Here is a 13,435-nt window from a genome sequence, read left to right as displayed (position 1 = left end):
AAGCTGCCAGACTTTGCCAGCCTTTACTAGCGGTTGATTGCTCTCGGTTGCGTCGAAAACCACGGCCGCTCCTTCGGCATCGCCGTCGTCACCTCCACCTCCCGCAGCATCCTGCCCGCGATCAGCCCGTCCCGCACCCAATCCAGCGCCTGCCACCATTCGTCATATCCGCGCCGTGCGTAGGCGATCTGCTCCGGATGCGGCCGCCAGGTGACAGGGCAGGCCAGCAACTCGACTGTTCGCCACTTGCCGCGCGTCTTCACCCGCTCGGTGCCGACGACGATGGTGGCCGCGCGTTCGCCATACTGGTTTTGCTTGGTCTCGACCGGCACGCAGCGTGGCACGGCGCCGGGCATCCAGTCTGGCGTCATGCCAGCGCGCGCCAGTTCCACCACGCAGATCGCCATGCGGATGCCGCCGAGGTTGGAGGGCATCCCTGCCACCGTTGCCGCAATCACCTCAGCGTCAGCATGGGTGTAACTGCCCATCTTGTGTTGGCCGCCATCGACCTTGCAGCCCAGCGCGGCTTGCTGCAGCAGGACATACTCCAGCCCGAAACCGAAGCCTTCGTCGGTCACGTCCGTCGGCGGTGGCAGTTCCAGTTGCGCCTGTTCCACGCGGAATGCCCAATCCAGAGCCGCCTGCACGCTCAGCTCGCGTTTGACCTTGCCGCCGCCTGCGCGCCCGATCCGTCCCTGGACGCTCATGGCTGCAACCCTTCAAGAAAATCCATCTGCGCCGGGCGCTGGGCCTGATCCATCGGCCGCCAGATCCACGGGCCCGAGGCCGTGGGAAGCTGCGAGAGATCGCCACGCATGTGCTGCTGCCAGAGGGTGAACTCCGTTGCCGAGCAGGCGCAAAGCGCGTGCCCGATGGGCCAGCCCATCAGCCATCCGACAAAGAGCGGGTTCAGCCGCCGCCGCGACCGGCCCTTCAGGATACGCCGCGAGACGACGCGCCCATGCGAGGCAATCATCGAAGCCCAGAGCGGGCGCGAGATCGGGGCGTGCGGCGAGGACCGCCGCCCATCCGGCAAAATCGCCGGGGCCGGGCGGGTGAAGCCCTGTTCGGCCCGGTAGTGCAGGATATCCATCCGGCTTTTGCCATCCGCCCGGGTGACGCTTGCCTCGCTTGATCCCTTCCAGTTCTGCGCCGCCGGAGTCGGCCATTGCAGCGCCTGTGCCGACAGCTTCGGCTCGCCCCGGCTGTTGATCTTGCCGCGGAGCCGATCCATCTGGTCGTCGGCCACTGGCCTTTGCCACTGTGCTGCCTGCGCAGGCAGGGGTGGCATCCCGCCCGACCCATAGCTCTGACCCGGCCCACCCTTCGCGCCATCGGTGGCTTTCGGCGTCGACCAGTTGGTGATGCCCAGCGCCAGCGCCTCGGCCTTGCGGGTGAAGTCGCTGTTCCCGGCTGGGTTGTAGCGATCCGTGCCGGGATGCAGGCTCATAGGCGTGGGCCAGGATGAAGATGCGGAGCCGTTGGTGCGGCGCGCCAATTTCTGCCGACGAGAACAAACCCGCCGCAGGCGTGTAGCCCAGTCCCCAAAGCTCTCGCAGAACGGTTTCAAGCCCGAGGGTGACGTGACCGGGCACGTTTTCGAGGAACACCCATTCGGGGCGGCATTCGCCGATGACACGTGCGACATCGGGCCAGAGGTGGCGCGGATCGTTGGCACCATGGCGCTTTCCGGCCGCGCTGAAGGGCTGGCAGGGATACCCGGCGAGGACGATGTCGAAGGCACCGCAGAAGGACCGGGCATCGAAGGATCGTAGGTCGTCCCAGATCGGAGCTGGGGCGAAGTATCCTGCGCGTTGGGCGGCGATGAGGACGGTCCGAGGCCAGACCTCCCACTCCACGAATGCGCGGGTGTGGAAGCTTGGTTCGGCCAGCATGACGCCCAGATCAAGGCCTCCGCCGCCTGCGCAGAGGGACAATCCGTGCCGGGGACGTGACACCATGCCATTCACCGGATCCCCCGCATGCGGAGTTGTTCGGACGTGACCAAGCCCCGGGCCAGCATGGCGTCACGCGTGGTGTTGCTGATCGAACTGACGGGCAGGTAACGACCGGAATTCAGGATGTCGGCGTAGAATGCGGGCAGATCGATGATCGGCTTCGCCGCCGATGATGCCGCCGCCTTTGGCTTTCGCCGTTTCCGCCCCGCATCCTCAATCTTGCGCTGGACAGCACGCTGCATTGCGCGGTCCAGTGCCTTGGGCCCATCTGGCGGTTCGGGGTGCTCCTGGCGGGACGCCCCGGCGCTGGCGACAATCTCCGCCTCGGTCAGCCCCAGCTCGTCACGCCAGCGCTGGACGTGCAGCCGGGGCGGCCAGCCTTTCCACCAGCCGGGCAGGGCGGCGGGGTCGAGGCCCAGCGCGGCAAGCAGCTTCCCGAAAAATTCATTCGAGATCGCCTCGTGCGCTTGCGCACCCTCCTCCTCCTTTACTGGTTTACTTAGTGGTTCCCTTACAAGGTTAGTGTCCGGATTCCGGACACGGCTTTGGGCATTTTCCGGACACGGGTCGGGACAAAATCCGGACACGGGTTCCTCCGGATTGCCGTGTGCGATTTCCGGACACGGCTCGGCCGGAATCGCCCCGCTGACAGCGATTTCACAGGCAGTTTCAGCGTCGTGGCCAAGGTGCAAAAACCCGTGTCCGGATTCTGGACATGGCTCGGGATCATGTGGTGCAAAGCCTTCCTCGAACCCCAAGATGTAGCGGGTCGGCAGATGTCGCTTAGTGACGGGATCGATGCGAGGCACCCGCCGAAGGAGGTGCTCCGCCTCCAGCCGGTCAAGATGTTCGTTCAGGGTGGAGCGGCTGATCTCGCAATCATGCGCCAGCCTGTCTTGCGACGGAAAGCAGCCAAAGTCGGGGTTAAAGCGATCACACAGGTGCCAGAGCACAATCTTGGTTGTCGGCTTCAACCCGCGCCGCTGGATCGCCCAGTTGGTGGCGTCATGGCTCATGGCGCGGCCCTCCGTGATGGAAGCTGCGCGCGGCTGGTGAAGCCATTGTCGGCCAGCGCGCCCAGCGCGTCGTCAACCGACCTGACCAGCGCCCAGCCAAACCCCTGCGCGCAGACCGTGTCGCGGAAGACCTCTTGCGATTTGCGCATTCGGCCGGTTTCGCTTTTGACCTCGAGGAACAGCACGCGGCCGCCGCAGATCACGATCAGGTCGGCAAATCCGGCATGGACGCCCATGCCGACGAGGATCGATTGGCGCCTGGCACCTCGGGGCCCGGCTTCGGTCACCTCGTTGGCACAGTGATGGACGATGGCGTCGCGGGGCAGGGCGAAGCGCAACGCCTGCACGATGGCGCGCTGGGCATCCGCCTCGGGGGTGCTGCGCCGGTTCATGCGGCACCGCCCTTCGGGAAGGCGGCAGCGGCGACCGCGTACAAGGGCCGCCTGTCCAGCAGACGCAGCAGGTCGATGGCCTCCGCACATTCCCCGGCATCGTCCGTCTGCCCGGCCACAATCCGGGCCGCGAGGATGACCAGCGAGTCCGGATGCCGGGTCGTGTCGGCCAGAATGCCGCGTGCTTCGGTCACGCGATCAAGGATCCAGTCGACGGAAGTGGCCGACCCGACCAACGGGTGCGAGAGGGCGGCGGTCATCGACGGCCACCTGCGCGCCGGGGGCTGGGCACTTCCTGCAGCTGCAGCCAGTCGCGCACCCCGTCACGGCGATAAAAGACCTTGCGACCGGCGCGCACGCAGGGTGGCCCGAAACGTTGGGCCTCCCACCGGCGCAGCGTGTCGACCGTGACGCCCAATTCAAGGGCGAGGTCGAGGCGGCTGATCCAGCCGCCCAGCAAGCCAGCCGAGGCGGGTCGTGCGGATGATCCCGTTGCTGTCATCATGTGTCCTTCCGTTGATCGCCCGGAAAGGGCTGATTTCTGGAGACATGAAGCGCAGGCCGTCAGGGGTGGCGGGAAGGCGCGGGGTGGCACTGAAAACCGGTTTGCGCGCCACCCCTTGTTTCATTGACGTTTTCGGTGTTTTGGCGGCTCTCGTTGAGGCGTGGCTAGGCTGATTGCGGCCCGCCCCGCCCCGACCACAGGTCCGGTTTGGGTCTGCTTTGCCCGTTTGGCCCGGATTGGCCGACATTCGGCAGCAAATGCAGGGTTTCAGGGGGTGGCAGGGTGGCAAAGGCACGCTGAAATCGCGCCACCCTCTGAATTCATTGAGGATTTACAGATTTGGCACGAGAATTCGGCCTCTTGGGGCTTGTTGCTGCCCCGTGTGACCCGGAATGACGGCCTCGGCGGGCCGCCGATTTCTCGAAACTCTCAATAAAACAAGGGGTGGCGCGGCAGGGGAAAATGAATGCCACCCTGCGCCTCCCCGCCACCCCGATCCGCGTGCTTCGCTTGATAAGCCTGCGAATCTACGCCTGTGTCGGAGGCGAAAGGGGAGACCATCCATGGCCAAAAGCATGACGCGACCATCGCCCAAACGGCTGCGATTGAACGATAAATCCGTCCGGGAGGCAGCGCCGGAAACGGATCGCGATTACCAGATATTCGACACGGAGGTCCGGGGTTTTTCCATCCGGATCCTGCGGTCGGGCAGCCGGTCCTTCGCGCTGGACTACCGCTTTGCCGGGGCCCAGCGCCGCATGGCCATCGGGCGCTGGCCCGAATGGACCGTGACGGCAGCCCGCGAACGGGCGCGCGACCTGCGCCGCGAGATTGACGAAGGTCGCGATCCGCTGGGCGAGCGTGGCGAGTTGCGTGAGGCCCCAAGGTTCAGCAACATGATCGACCGGTACCTCGACGAGCATGTGCCGCACCTGGCCCCCACCAACGCGTCTGACCAACGCTCGATGCTGAGCAAGCTGGTGGCCCCGCATTGGGGCCGAAAGCTGGTGACCGAGATCACACCGCATGATGTGGCGAAATTGTTGAACATCATCGCCAAGGGCAGGGCGCGGCCCTCAAAGGAAAAGCCCAACAACCGCGCGCGCAAGTTGCAGGGGCCCAAGCCGACGCCGATCCGCGCCAACCGGGTGGGCGAGGTGCTGCGCAAGATGTTCACCCTTGCCATCGGCTGGGACTGGCGCGCCGACAATCCGGCGTCGGGCTTCAAGAAGCGGATCGAGAATGAACGCGAACGGTTCCTGTCGCAGGACGAAATCGGCAAGCTGGCCGAGGCACTGGACGCCGCGAAGGATCAGCGCGGGGCGGGCATCATCCGGCTGTGCATGCTGACCGGCAGCCGTGTGGGCGAGGTGCGGCAGGCGCGCTTTGAACAGTTCAATCTGGAACTGTGCAGTTGGTCAAAGCCAGCCGCCAGCACCAAGCAGCGCAAGATCCATCGCATCCCGATTTCGGCCGAGGTTGCGGCCATCGTGCGCCAGCGCGGGCTGGTCGTCCCAAAAGGCAATCCTTGGCTGTTTCCCGGCGACACGCCCGGCCAGCCGGTGAAGGAAATCCGCCGCTTCTGGATCAACATCCAGAAAGACGCCAAACTGCCCGATGTCCGGATCCACGACCTGCGCCACACCTTCGCTTCCCTGCTGGTCAGCGGTGGGGCCTCGCTGGAAATGATCGGCAAGCTGCTGGGCCATTCGCAGATGCAAACGACCCAGCGCTATGCCCACCTGATGGATTCCCCGCTGCGGGCGGGTGTCGATGCCGTGGCCAGCATGTTCCGGCCACGGCCCGTGTTGGTGCATGATGCCGATGCAGAGCCGGTGGACCGGAAGTCCGCGTGATCGAACCAGCCCGGCGCAGGGTCGCTCAGGCGTCCTCGCGCCGCAAGGCACGCCAGATCGGCGTGATCCGGCGCCGGATGCTGCGGCTGTCGGGCATCTTGGTGCCGTCAGACCTGTTGGCGAACCACTCCTGCATCTCGGCGACCAGGTCTGCTTGCGTCGCGGGCAAGCCGTGTTCATGGATGCGGACGATCAGCGCGACGTTCATGCCCTCCCAATCATAGCCTGACCCGGAAACGGTGTTGATCGCCACCTTGCGGATCAAATCGTGATCGTCCTCAAAGTCGAAGACGTCTGTGGCGAGGATCAGCATGTCGGCGACAGCCACGGCCACCCCGCCTGCGGGTTCGGTGATGATCAACCAGTTGGACGCACCGGGCTGCATTATCCGCTGCACCACCCCCTCGGTCGGGCAGGGACCGCTGCGCCGAAACAAGGGCAGTAGGTCCATCGGTGACAGAGTGACCTTGCCCGCGACAGCGGTATCCCCGCAGTGCACCAGGCTGATCCCCGTCTTGATGTTCAGCTTGCCGACATCTGACCAGCCAACAATGTCGGCGAGGGAACAGTTCCAACGAACTGACGTTTCGTACAGCGTGAAAAATACGCGCGGTGGTAAAGCCACGATGAATCCTTCCTCAAAATGACCAGAGGAGGGAACGTGCCTGTACCGCCTGCTGACCAAGGTTTCTTGTGTGCAAAGCGGGAAAAATCGACATACAGGATCAGGGCGCTGACGCGCCTTCTTCGACCCATAAGTGCCGGTTTCTTAACCTGTTCTGCTTTTGATTGAGGACTGCTCTCCCCATGCGTGCAGGCTGCACCCGGCCTCGATTCGGGGCAAGAGGGGGATGACGACGAATCTGTGGATAAACGCGCGCCAAGGAAAATCTGTGGATGGCCGCCTCTGGAGACGCCGATTTCCGCCATGGCGCCGCCCGGCGCGATGGTCAGCGAGGATCGCAAGCGCGCCATCCATGTCAACGCCATGTCAACGCGCATACGCCATTTTCGCGCGGCCAATGCCGGTGAAAATCGGTCAATGTCGGTCGTTGCAGGGATGGAAAATCCGCCAGATCAAAGGCTTGGCGCGCAAGTCGTTGAAATGCATAAGCTATTGGAATCGCGGGGTTTTTGGCTCATAACCTGAAGGTCACAGGTTCAAATCCTGTCCCCGCAACCAGACTTTCTAACAACATAACAATGGCTTAGGCCGATGTAAGGCGCCCCACGGGGCGCTTTTTGCGTTTGCAACACAGAACAACACGTTTCTTCGCGATTCCAAAGGCTTGCAGCCGTTCCGATTTCCTCCGTGCAACACCCATGCGACATGGAAATGGTCGGATGTTCGCGGGACGTTCCATGTCCGATTGAACTTGACCTCCGGGCAAACCAGAGCCGTCATGTCCTCGCAACCAACTCGGGGACCATCATGCCCAAGACCAACGACGCCGCGCTGGACGCCTTCATCGCCGCCAAGAACGAGATCGACGCGATGATGGGGCGGCTGGTGGCGCACAGTGCCGACCACTTCGGATACAGCCCCGAGGACGTGACTTGGGGCCATGTCGGCACGCTGGACCACTATCGCGCCCGCCTTCGCGAAATCACCGACATGGCGTTCTGCGAAGGCGAGCACGCAGACTGAACATATCTACTGACTAGACGGTCAAGCCAAAGCACGTGCCCATGGCCAGCTTGCTGATGGCAGCATGTGCGCCCACGCGGTGTTGATCCTGCGGCAAGTCCCAAGTGGGGAACAGCCCAGCGACCGCCGCCATATGGTTTTCCACCTCACCGATGACCATAGTGATGTTCCATGTCCCATTGTATTCAGTAGCCGACCTCCGGAGATCGGCGCACAGGGCCATGATCGCTGCGTAATTGCGCATCGCATCAAGCTGGCTCGCCCCCTTCGTGTCAGCGACCAACAGGGTGAGACCATGCAGAACGGCGCGGACATCTCGCTCCATCATGCTGCCACGGTCCCCACGCCATCCAGCCGAACAGCGACGCTGGTGATGCCGTTCCCGGCGGCCTCGGTTGCGATGCCCACCGGGAAACGCCCAGTGCCCGGCACGTTGATGTTCTTGGCCGTGTTGTCCCACGCCACGCGTGCGCCGACTGTCAGCACGGCGGCGGTGGCTTTCGGTAGCTGATAGACGCCGATGGTGGCAAGTTCGACCGGTTCGCCCACAGCGGCGGAGTAGGCAGCGACGCCGAAGATGTTTCCGACGATCACGCCCTCGCCAGAGACGGTGCCGCCTGCGGGAGCGGGCACGGTGATGACGTCGCCTTTCTGAATATGGTTCTTCATGGTCAGAGCCCTTTCGAGGATTGGATGCGGACCACGGCGATGCGCGCCGTGATGCCGGTGATCTGCCGGTTGAGGTCGCCCAGCGCGGCCGCCATTTCTACGTCGGTCGCATAGGTGACCCGCTTGCCGTCGTATTCGACGGTGCGGATGCCCTGATAGCGGGCGGCCATCAGGGCGTCGCGCCAGGCGGTGAGTTGGGCGAGGTCGGCCATTACGCGCCTGCGTTCTGGAACCAGCTGCGGTGGTCGATGAAGCCAGCGCCGAAGTCCAGGATCACCCGGATTTCCACTCCGTCGACGTCCCAACCGGAGCGGCTTTCGACCTGGGGCCCTTCGTTGCCCGAGAGGTAGGCGAACTCGAGGCCGTCGATCTCGCCGGGATCTGCAGTGACATACCAGCGGGTTGCGCTGGACAGGCGTGGTTCGACCACCAGCGACATGGCACCCGAGAAGGGGTTCACATCGGCGGCGGTTGCGGGCGCGATGGTGGCAAGCCACTTCTCGGCCACCGTTTCCAGCGCGGGCGGGACCAGCAAGTTCTTCGGCGTCACCCGGATGATGCGCCCGTCGATACCTTTCTGGGTGCGCAGCGCCAGCCGGGCGGCGGAAAGCGTGGCATCGGAAATCACAGCGCCGCTCGCCGCCTTGTTGCCGTGATCGACATGGAACAGCGCCTTCGTGTCCGACAGGGTCGGGCCGTTGCCGCTGTTCGCCTCCAGGAGGGTGACGAGGATCCGCGCCTCGGTCTCGGCCGCCCCCTGGCCCATGCGGCGGGCAAGGTCCGAGAAGGCCCCGAGGTCGTCGTTCACCAGCACCTGCCGCGTGATGCCGATCTTCTTGGCCCAAGTCTCGATCTTGTAGGCCTCGCGCGCCTCGGCCATCGTCCCGGCCTTGATCTCGCCGTGCTCGTTCAGCTTTTCCAGCAGAGGGGCCTCGCCCAGCATGATCTTGTTCACCGACCGGAAATCCCGCGCCGAGGTCTGGCGGCCAAGACGGCGGATGCCTGAGGGCGCAGCCTGATAGGCATCGCGCAGCACCCGGCCCACGGTATTGCCGAGAATGATCGGGAAGTCTGAGGTCGTGTGCAGGGCGCGGGTGACGAGGCTGGCGGGCGACAGGGCCATCGTGGACTCGCCGCGCAGGGTCAGCAGTTCCTTCGCCATGTCGACCGGCGTGGCATAGGTATAGCGCCGCGCCGGTTCGCTGAGATCGTGGCGCGGGTTGATGCGGGCATAGAGGGCCTCACCCATCTGGTGGGCGCGCAGGGCTGGGTCGTCCTGGCTCTCGCCCATTTCAACGCGGACCTGTTCTGTGCGGATCGTGGGCGCGCTGCGGGTTGCCAGCGCCTCGAAGGCGGCACGGCGTGCGCTGTCGGCATCCGCCGCTGCGTCGATCTGGCCGTCGATCCAGGACTGGTCCAGCCCGGCGATGCGGGCGATGGAACGGATCTCCGTATTGATCGCGGCGCGGGTTTGCGCCTCGGGCGGGGCAGGCGTGATGGTCGTTTCGGTCATGTTGGTCTCCATGCGAATGCGGGCACCCGGGTCAGCCGGGGTGGGGACAAGGGAAATCTCATGGGGCGTCCAGCGTACGGCGGTCAGCACCCGCGCGCCGTTCTCGATGGTCTCGGCCCATTCCTCCACCGAATAGCCGACCGAGACGTGCCGCAGGATCCCGGACAACACGTCCTGCCAGAGGGGTTCCACCTCGGGGCGCGAGGAAAAGCGGATCAGCGCCGTGCCACGCTGGCCATCGACGGCGGCGGATTGCACGCTGCCCAGCACATCGCGGACGGCGGATTGGCGATGCGCATCGAGGACGCTGGCCCCTTGCAACCGCGACAGGTCCACCGCCTCGGGCGCAAGGCTGAGGCGTTCGATGTACTGGCCAGCCATGGCGCGGCGGCGCACGGGCGCGCCGGTGGACCAGATCACCTCGACGGTGCGGTTATCGCGGTTGGCGCTGGCCGGGGCCAGGTCGGCGCGACGGGTCAGAAGCGTGATAGTGTCATTCATCTGGAACGTCCTCCTTCTGGACAGGCGGTGCGCCAAAGCTCAGGCCCAGCGCATCGGTGCGCGCCTTGTCGGCAGCGATTTCGGCATCGACCTGTTCGGCGTCGTACCCCCGTTCGGAAATCGCCTGGCGTCGGCTTTTCAGACCTGCGTTGATGGCGAGGATCTCGGCCTCGACGTCTTTCTTGGGATCGACGTAGTCGAACTTCGGCGGGAGCCATTCGCAGCCGAGATATGCCGCAGGATCACGGTCGAAATCGCGCGCAGGCAGATCGCCCGACAGCACTGCCAGCCGTACGAAGCGGTCCCAGACGGGGCGGCAGAACAGGTGCACGACCACATTGTGCTGCAACTGCTCGACCCGGCGACGAAACTCGATCAGCCCGGCGCGGATAGAGGAATACGTCACGCCCTCGAGATCGCCCGAGACCAGTTCGTATGGCAAGCCCATGCCAGCGGCCACGGCGCGAAGGTGGTTCTTGACGAAGGGGCCATAGGCATCGCTCTCGGTCGGGTTGGAAAAGCGGATGTCGGTGCCGGGTGGCAGGGGGATCAGGCTGCCGGGCTCCATACCCACGGTCAGCGCGCCGTTGGTGTTCGTCCCGCTCAGGCCGCCCGCCGTGCCGTCCGGATCGGTGATGAATCCGGTGAACAGCGCCGCCACCTTGGCCTTGACCAGCGCCGCATCCTCGAACTGGTCCAACTCGTGCAGCCGCAACAGCACCGGGGCAAGCCAGGTGATCCCGCGCAACTGTCCAGCCGCCAGCGGCTTGAAGAGATGCAGGCAATCCGTGGCGGGCAGGCGCAGCGGTTCCAGCCGCAGGGAGGTCAGCGGATCGCCGGGCCGATCCCGCATCACCCAATAGGCGGTGCGCTGCCCAGCGCCGTTGAATTCGATTCCCGCCCGGATGCGCGCGCCACCACCGATGTCGCGATGCAGGTCCAGCGGCACCTGGTCCCGATCCAGCAGGTCGATGTGCAAGGGAACGGCGGTCGCATCCGGCAACACACGCAGCCGTGCGAAACTTTCGCCGCCCTCGACCATCGCCCGCACGGCCATGGCCTGCAGCCCATAGAAGTCCGCTAGCCCACCGGGATCGGCATGATCGGTCCAGCGCAGCCACAGCACCTGAAGCCGCTCTCGTACCGCCCGGTCGGGATGGGTAGATTGCGGCTTGATCCCCGCGCCGACGACATTGCCCACCAGGCTGTCCACCGCCGCCGCGACCCATGGGTTGTTGCGTGCATACCATCCCGCCCGCCGAGCCGCCGTGGTCGCGCCCGCCAAGATCGCCGTGTTTAGGCCATCGACGCTGCGCGCGCCTTCCCAACGACGACCACCACCCGCCGCGTCAAAGCCGCGCGTGCGTGTGAGGCCGAGGAGGCGATGAAGGAGCGTCCGCATGGAGCGGAGTCTCTCACGCTCAACGGTTCTGGGGTATCAGAGCGGTTGGGAAGGGTCGGGAAAGCTTTGAAACGAAGGCGCCCAGTGCTGGATCGAACATCGGACTAGTCCGGGAAAACACTGCTCCTGTGAGTCGGGGATGTTGTTGCCGATGCCGTTCTGCTAGAAGCAGCCATGATCTCAAGCCATTGGCGGCCGGGGCTGATTTTGGGGGCGTGCCGTTGAACAAGAAAACCTTCAACATTCATGGTGATAACATTGTGGAATGTGTTCGCGCGTTTGACTACATCGTCAGCGGTCTTGGCGATCTAGTTCACGAAGTTGTCGGCCCCAGCGTATCAGTGACATGTCCCGTCTATACGGTAATGCTGGAAGGCCAAAATTTAGTTTTTCAGTTTCTACCAGGCTACGGTGATCGTCGCTGGAATCAGGACGTTCTTGCTTTTGTCAAAAGATCTGGCGGGAGGTTGCGCGAAGCAGCCGACGCCATCGTGACGCTTATTCAAAACGGGGAAGAGCAGCCCGTCGCCGCTATTGAGTTCTGCGGGGCGCTGCCAGCGGGAAACCAAGCATGGCAGCGCCATGGCCGAGCGTTTTCTTTTGCCCATGCCGACGTACCTTATTTCTTCGTCGCAGAACTGGGCGGTTTTGAGTTAGACGCAGATCGTGGTCTTAAAGCTGAGCGGATGCCCAATCCGGCGATCCCATTCAGCTTTTTCGCCATGACGCGATATCATGGTTCCGTTTGTCTGCCAGTCTATGAGGCGAACGCCGGTGCCACCGAGGAAACGATTCAGCGCTTCGGTCCCATCTTTGGCAAAGAAAACTTTCTTGAGTTTCTGAGACTTGCAGTGCTCGGCCTACCGACGGAACAAGCAGCATCTCGCCTTGGCGAAAAATGTGTCGCGCTCGTGAAACTTCTTGCGGATTCAAAAAAGCGCAACGACGGGCTAACCGGTGTGCAGTGGAAAAGTGCACATGACGCTGTGATGGCAGGCCAGAGCTTACCAGATTTTCTCAATATAAATGCTCGCCTCGCGTGGAAGAAAACAACTTCGATCAAGAGTCTGACCGTTTCAGCTAGTGCTTTCATGGCGATAGGCGCAAAGGAAGCTTTCGGTCTGACATCAAAAGCACTGCCGCTGTCGTTTGTGCCAAAAGAGCATCGCTCGAGGTTCAGTGCGAAAGCAAAGGCTCTATATCCCGATATTAGCGAGCACTTTTTGGCATGGCTCGACAATGACAACCGCAATCTTGCGATCGCTTGGGTAACTGGTTTCAAGCCGGGCGGCGAAGATGGGCGACCGGATCGAGGCCTTTCCCCTTTCGCACGGATGCTTGTCGGGGACGAATGTGATTTACTGACTTTCGTGTATGGTCCGGCACCCGTAGCGCATTGGAATGAACTCGCACGCAATCCTGTTGCGCTCGCGAGGGACAACGGACTGTGGGAAGCTGTGTTGGGTGTGAGTGACGCGGTGCTGGTCGACAGCGCAACCAAACCGGCGGCGTTGCCGCGCGGCTACCTTAAGGATGCCTGGGCTGCGGTACTCAAGGAAGAAGACATCCCATTGATGGTCGAAGCTCGGGTACGAAGCTTTGGGGAACAAGACGTAGATACTGCGCTGCATGTGGCGTTTGAGTCACTTGGCGCGGACGTTGTTTTCGAAGGCATGTGCAACCCGCCAGGTGGGGATTGGTCCGGCATATCGTTTCGATGGGATAGCGCGGAATCTGAGCATCGCTGGCTAACTTTGCCGCGCGTCTCCGCTGAGGGTGCGAAGCGTCCTGATCATGTCTTTGCGGTTTTCGGACACAGCGATCGTCCAGTTTGCCTGTGCATTGAGTCAAAAGAGTTGGCGCGTTCGCTTGATGCAAACATTGGCCCACGATTGAAACGCTACACTGAAGCACTTTTTGAAAGCGCCCCAAGCATCAGTCGGGGCGAGAAGATTGCGCCGTGGGCAATCTATAA

Annotated in this window: 16 protein-coding genes and 1 pseudogene; 4 read left to right on the top strand and 13 right to left on the bottom strand. The window is 63.4% G+C overall.

Annotated elements, in window-relative coordinates; translation table 11 throughout:
• Positions 1-26 precede the first annotated feature (26 nt).
• The 7 genes and pseudogenes from RSW2DRAFT_RS13310 to RSW2DRAFT_RS17495 all read right to left on the bottom strand — a co-directional run bounded on the left by RSW2DRAFT_RS13310 (position 27) and on the right by RSW2DRAFT_RS17495 (position 3,871).
• Complete coding sequence (locus RSW2DRAFT_RS13310; protein ID WP_008031807.1) at positions 27-707, bottom strand: hypothetical protein; 681 nt, start codon at positions 705-707, stop codon at positions 27-29.
• A complete protein-coding gene (locus RSW2DRAFT_RS18555; RefSeq protein ID WP_008031805.1) occupies positions 704-1,450 on the bottom strand; it encodes a hypothetical protein in 747 nt (248 codons plus the stop codon). The genes RSW2DRAFT_RS13310 and RSW2DRAFT_RS18555 overlap by 4 nt, the downstream gene beginning before the upstream one ends.
• Positions 1,359-1,895, bottom strand: a pseudogene (locus tag RSW2DRAFT_RS18800) (DNA cytosine methyltransferase); the annotation flags it as partial. The pseudogene RSW2DRAFT_RS18800 and the gene RSW2DRAFT_RS18555, both read right to left, overlap by 92 nt.
• A gap of 71 nt (positions 1,896-1,966) precedes the next feature.
• The gene (locus RSW2DRAFT_RS13295) at positions 1,967-2,974 is read right to left on the bottom strand and encodes a helix-turn-helix domain-containing protein (RefSeq protein ID WP_008031802.1); all 1,008 of its coding nucleotides are present in this window, start codon (positions 2,972-2,974) and stop codon (positions 1,967-1,969) included.
• Entirely contained in the window at positions 2,971-3,366 is a 396-nt protein-coding gene (locus tag RSW2DRAFT_RS13290) for a hypothetical protein (protein ID WP_008031800.1), read from the bottom strand. The genes RSW2DRAFT_RS13295 and RSW2DRAFT_RS13290 overlap by 4 nt, the downstream gene beginning before the upstream one ends.
• Entirely contained in the window at positions 3,363-3,626 is a 264-nt protein-coding gene (locus RSW2DRAFT_RS13285; protein WP_008031798.1) for a hypothetical protein, read from the bottom strand. The genes RSW2DRAFT_RS13290 and RSW2DRAFT_RS13285 overlap by 4 nt, the downstream gene beginning before the upstream one ends.
• Positions 3,623-3,871, bottom strand: coding sequence for a transcriptional regulator (locus RSW2DRAFT_RS17495; protein ID WP_394295241.1), 249 nt, complete (start codon positions 3,869-3,871; stop codon positions 3,623-3,625). The genes RSW2DRAFT_RS13285 and RSW2DRAFT_RS17495 overlap by 4 nt, the downstream gene beginning before the upstream one ends.
• A gap of 563 nt (positions 3,872-4,434) precedes the next feature.
• Here RSW2DRAFT_RS17495 and RSW2DRAFT_RS13280 point away from each other — a divergent pair.
• Complete coding sequence (locus tag RSW2DRAFT_RS13280) at positions 4,435-5,727, top strand: tyrosine-type recombinase/integrase (RefSeq protein ID WP_008031793.1); 1,293 nt, start codon at positions 4,435-4,437, stop codon at positions 5,725-5,727.
• A gap of 25 nt (positions 5,728-5,752) precedes the next feature.
• Here RSW2DRAFT_RS13280 and RSW2DRAFT_RS13275 read toward each other — a convergent pair whose 3' ends face one another.
• On the bottom strand, positions 5,753-6,352 hold the full coding sequence (locus RSW2DRAFT_RS13275; RefSeq protein WP_008031792.1) for a hypothetical protein: 600 nt from the start codon (positions 6,350-6,352) through the stop codon (positions 5,753-5,755).
• Between the two features lie 303 nt (positions 6,353-6,655).
• Between RSW2DRAFT_RS13275 and RSW2DRAFT_RS18010 the strand changes: the two genes are divergently transcribed.
• Together RSW2DRAFT_RS18010 and RSW2DRAFT_RS13270 are read left to right on the top strand one after the other, a co-directional pair.
• A complete protein-coding gene (locus RSW2DRAFT_RS18010; protein ID WP_156790720.1) occupies positions 6,656-6,877 on the top strand; it encodes a hypothetical protein in 222 nt (73 codons plus the stop codon).
• 282 nt (positions 6,878-7,159) lie between these two features.
• Entirely contained in the window at positions 7,160-7,375 is a 216-nt protein-coding gene (locus tag RSW2DRAFT_RS13270) for a hypothetical protein (protein WP_008031790.1), read from the top strand.
• Between the two features lie 13 nt (positions 7,376-7,388).
• Here RSW2DRAFT_RS13270 and RSW2DRAFT_RS13265 read toward each other — a convergent pair whose 3' ends face one another.
• The 5 genes from RSW2DRAFT_RS13265 to RSW2DRAFT_RS13245 are packed head-to-tail and all read right to left on the bottom strand — an operon-like array spanning position 7,389 to position 11,460.
• Positions 7,389-7,703: a hypothetical protein gene (locus RSW2DRAFT_RS13265; RefSeq protein WP_008031787.1), complete on the bottom strand. Its 315-nt coding sequence runs from the start codon at positions 7,701-7,703 to the stop codon at positions 7,389-7,391.
• Positions 7,700-8,044 (bottom strand): DUF2190 family protein, encoded by a 345-nt coding sequence (locus RSW2DRAFT_RS13260; protein ID WP_008031785.1) that lies wholly within the window; start codon positions 8,042-8,044, stop codon positions 7,700-7,702. Before RSW2DRAFT_RS13260 ends, RSW2DRAFT_RS13265 begins: the two co-directional genes overlap by 4 nt.
• A 2-nt stretch (positions 8,045-8,046) precedes the next feature.
• Complete coding sequence (locus RSW2DRAFT_RS13255) at positions 8,047-8,256, bottom strand: phage head-tail joining protein (protein ID WP_008031783.1); 210 nt, start codon at positions 8,254-8,256, stop codon at positions 8,047-8,049.
• Positions 8,256-10,058 (bottom strand): prohead protease/major capsid protein fusion protein, encoded by a 1,803-nt coding sequence (locus tag RSW2DRAFT_RS13250; RefSeq protein ID WP_008031780.1) that lies wholly within the window; start codon positions 10,056-10,058, stop codon positions 8,256-8,258. The genes RSW2DRAFT_RS13255 and RSW2DRAFT_RS13250 overlap by 1 nt, the downstream gene beginning before the upstream one ends.
• Positions 10,051-11,460: a phage portal protein gene (locus tag RSW2DRAFT_RS13245; protein WP_008031778.1), complete on the bottom strand. Its 1,410-nt coding sequence runs from the start codon at positions 11,458-11,460 to the stop codon at positions 10,051-10,053. The genes RSW2DRAFT_RS13250 and RSW2DRAFT_RS13245 overlap by 8 nt, the downstream gene beginning before the upstream one ends.
• 221 nt (positions 11,461-11,681) lie before the next feature.
• Here RSW2DRAFT_RS13245 and RSW2DRAFT_RS18005 point away from each other — a divergent pair.
• Positions 11,682-13,435 (top strand): hypothetical protein (locus tag RSW2DRAFT_RS18005; RefSeq protein ID WP_156790719.1); only part of this gene is annotated, 1,754 nt, incomplete at its 3' end.

This window comes from Rhodobacter ferrooxidans, assembly GCF_000176015.1.
Taxonomy (GTDB): domain Bacteria; phylum Pseudomonadota; class Alphaproteobacteria; order Rhodobacterales; family Rhodobacteraceae; genus Pseudorhodobacter_B; species Pseudorhodobacter_B ferrooxidans.
The sequence above is the reverse complement of the archived record's forward strand: the minus strand, read 5'-3'. Positions and strand labels throughout refer to the sequence as shown.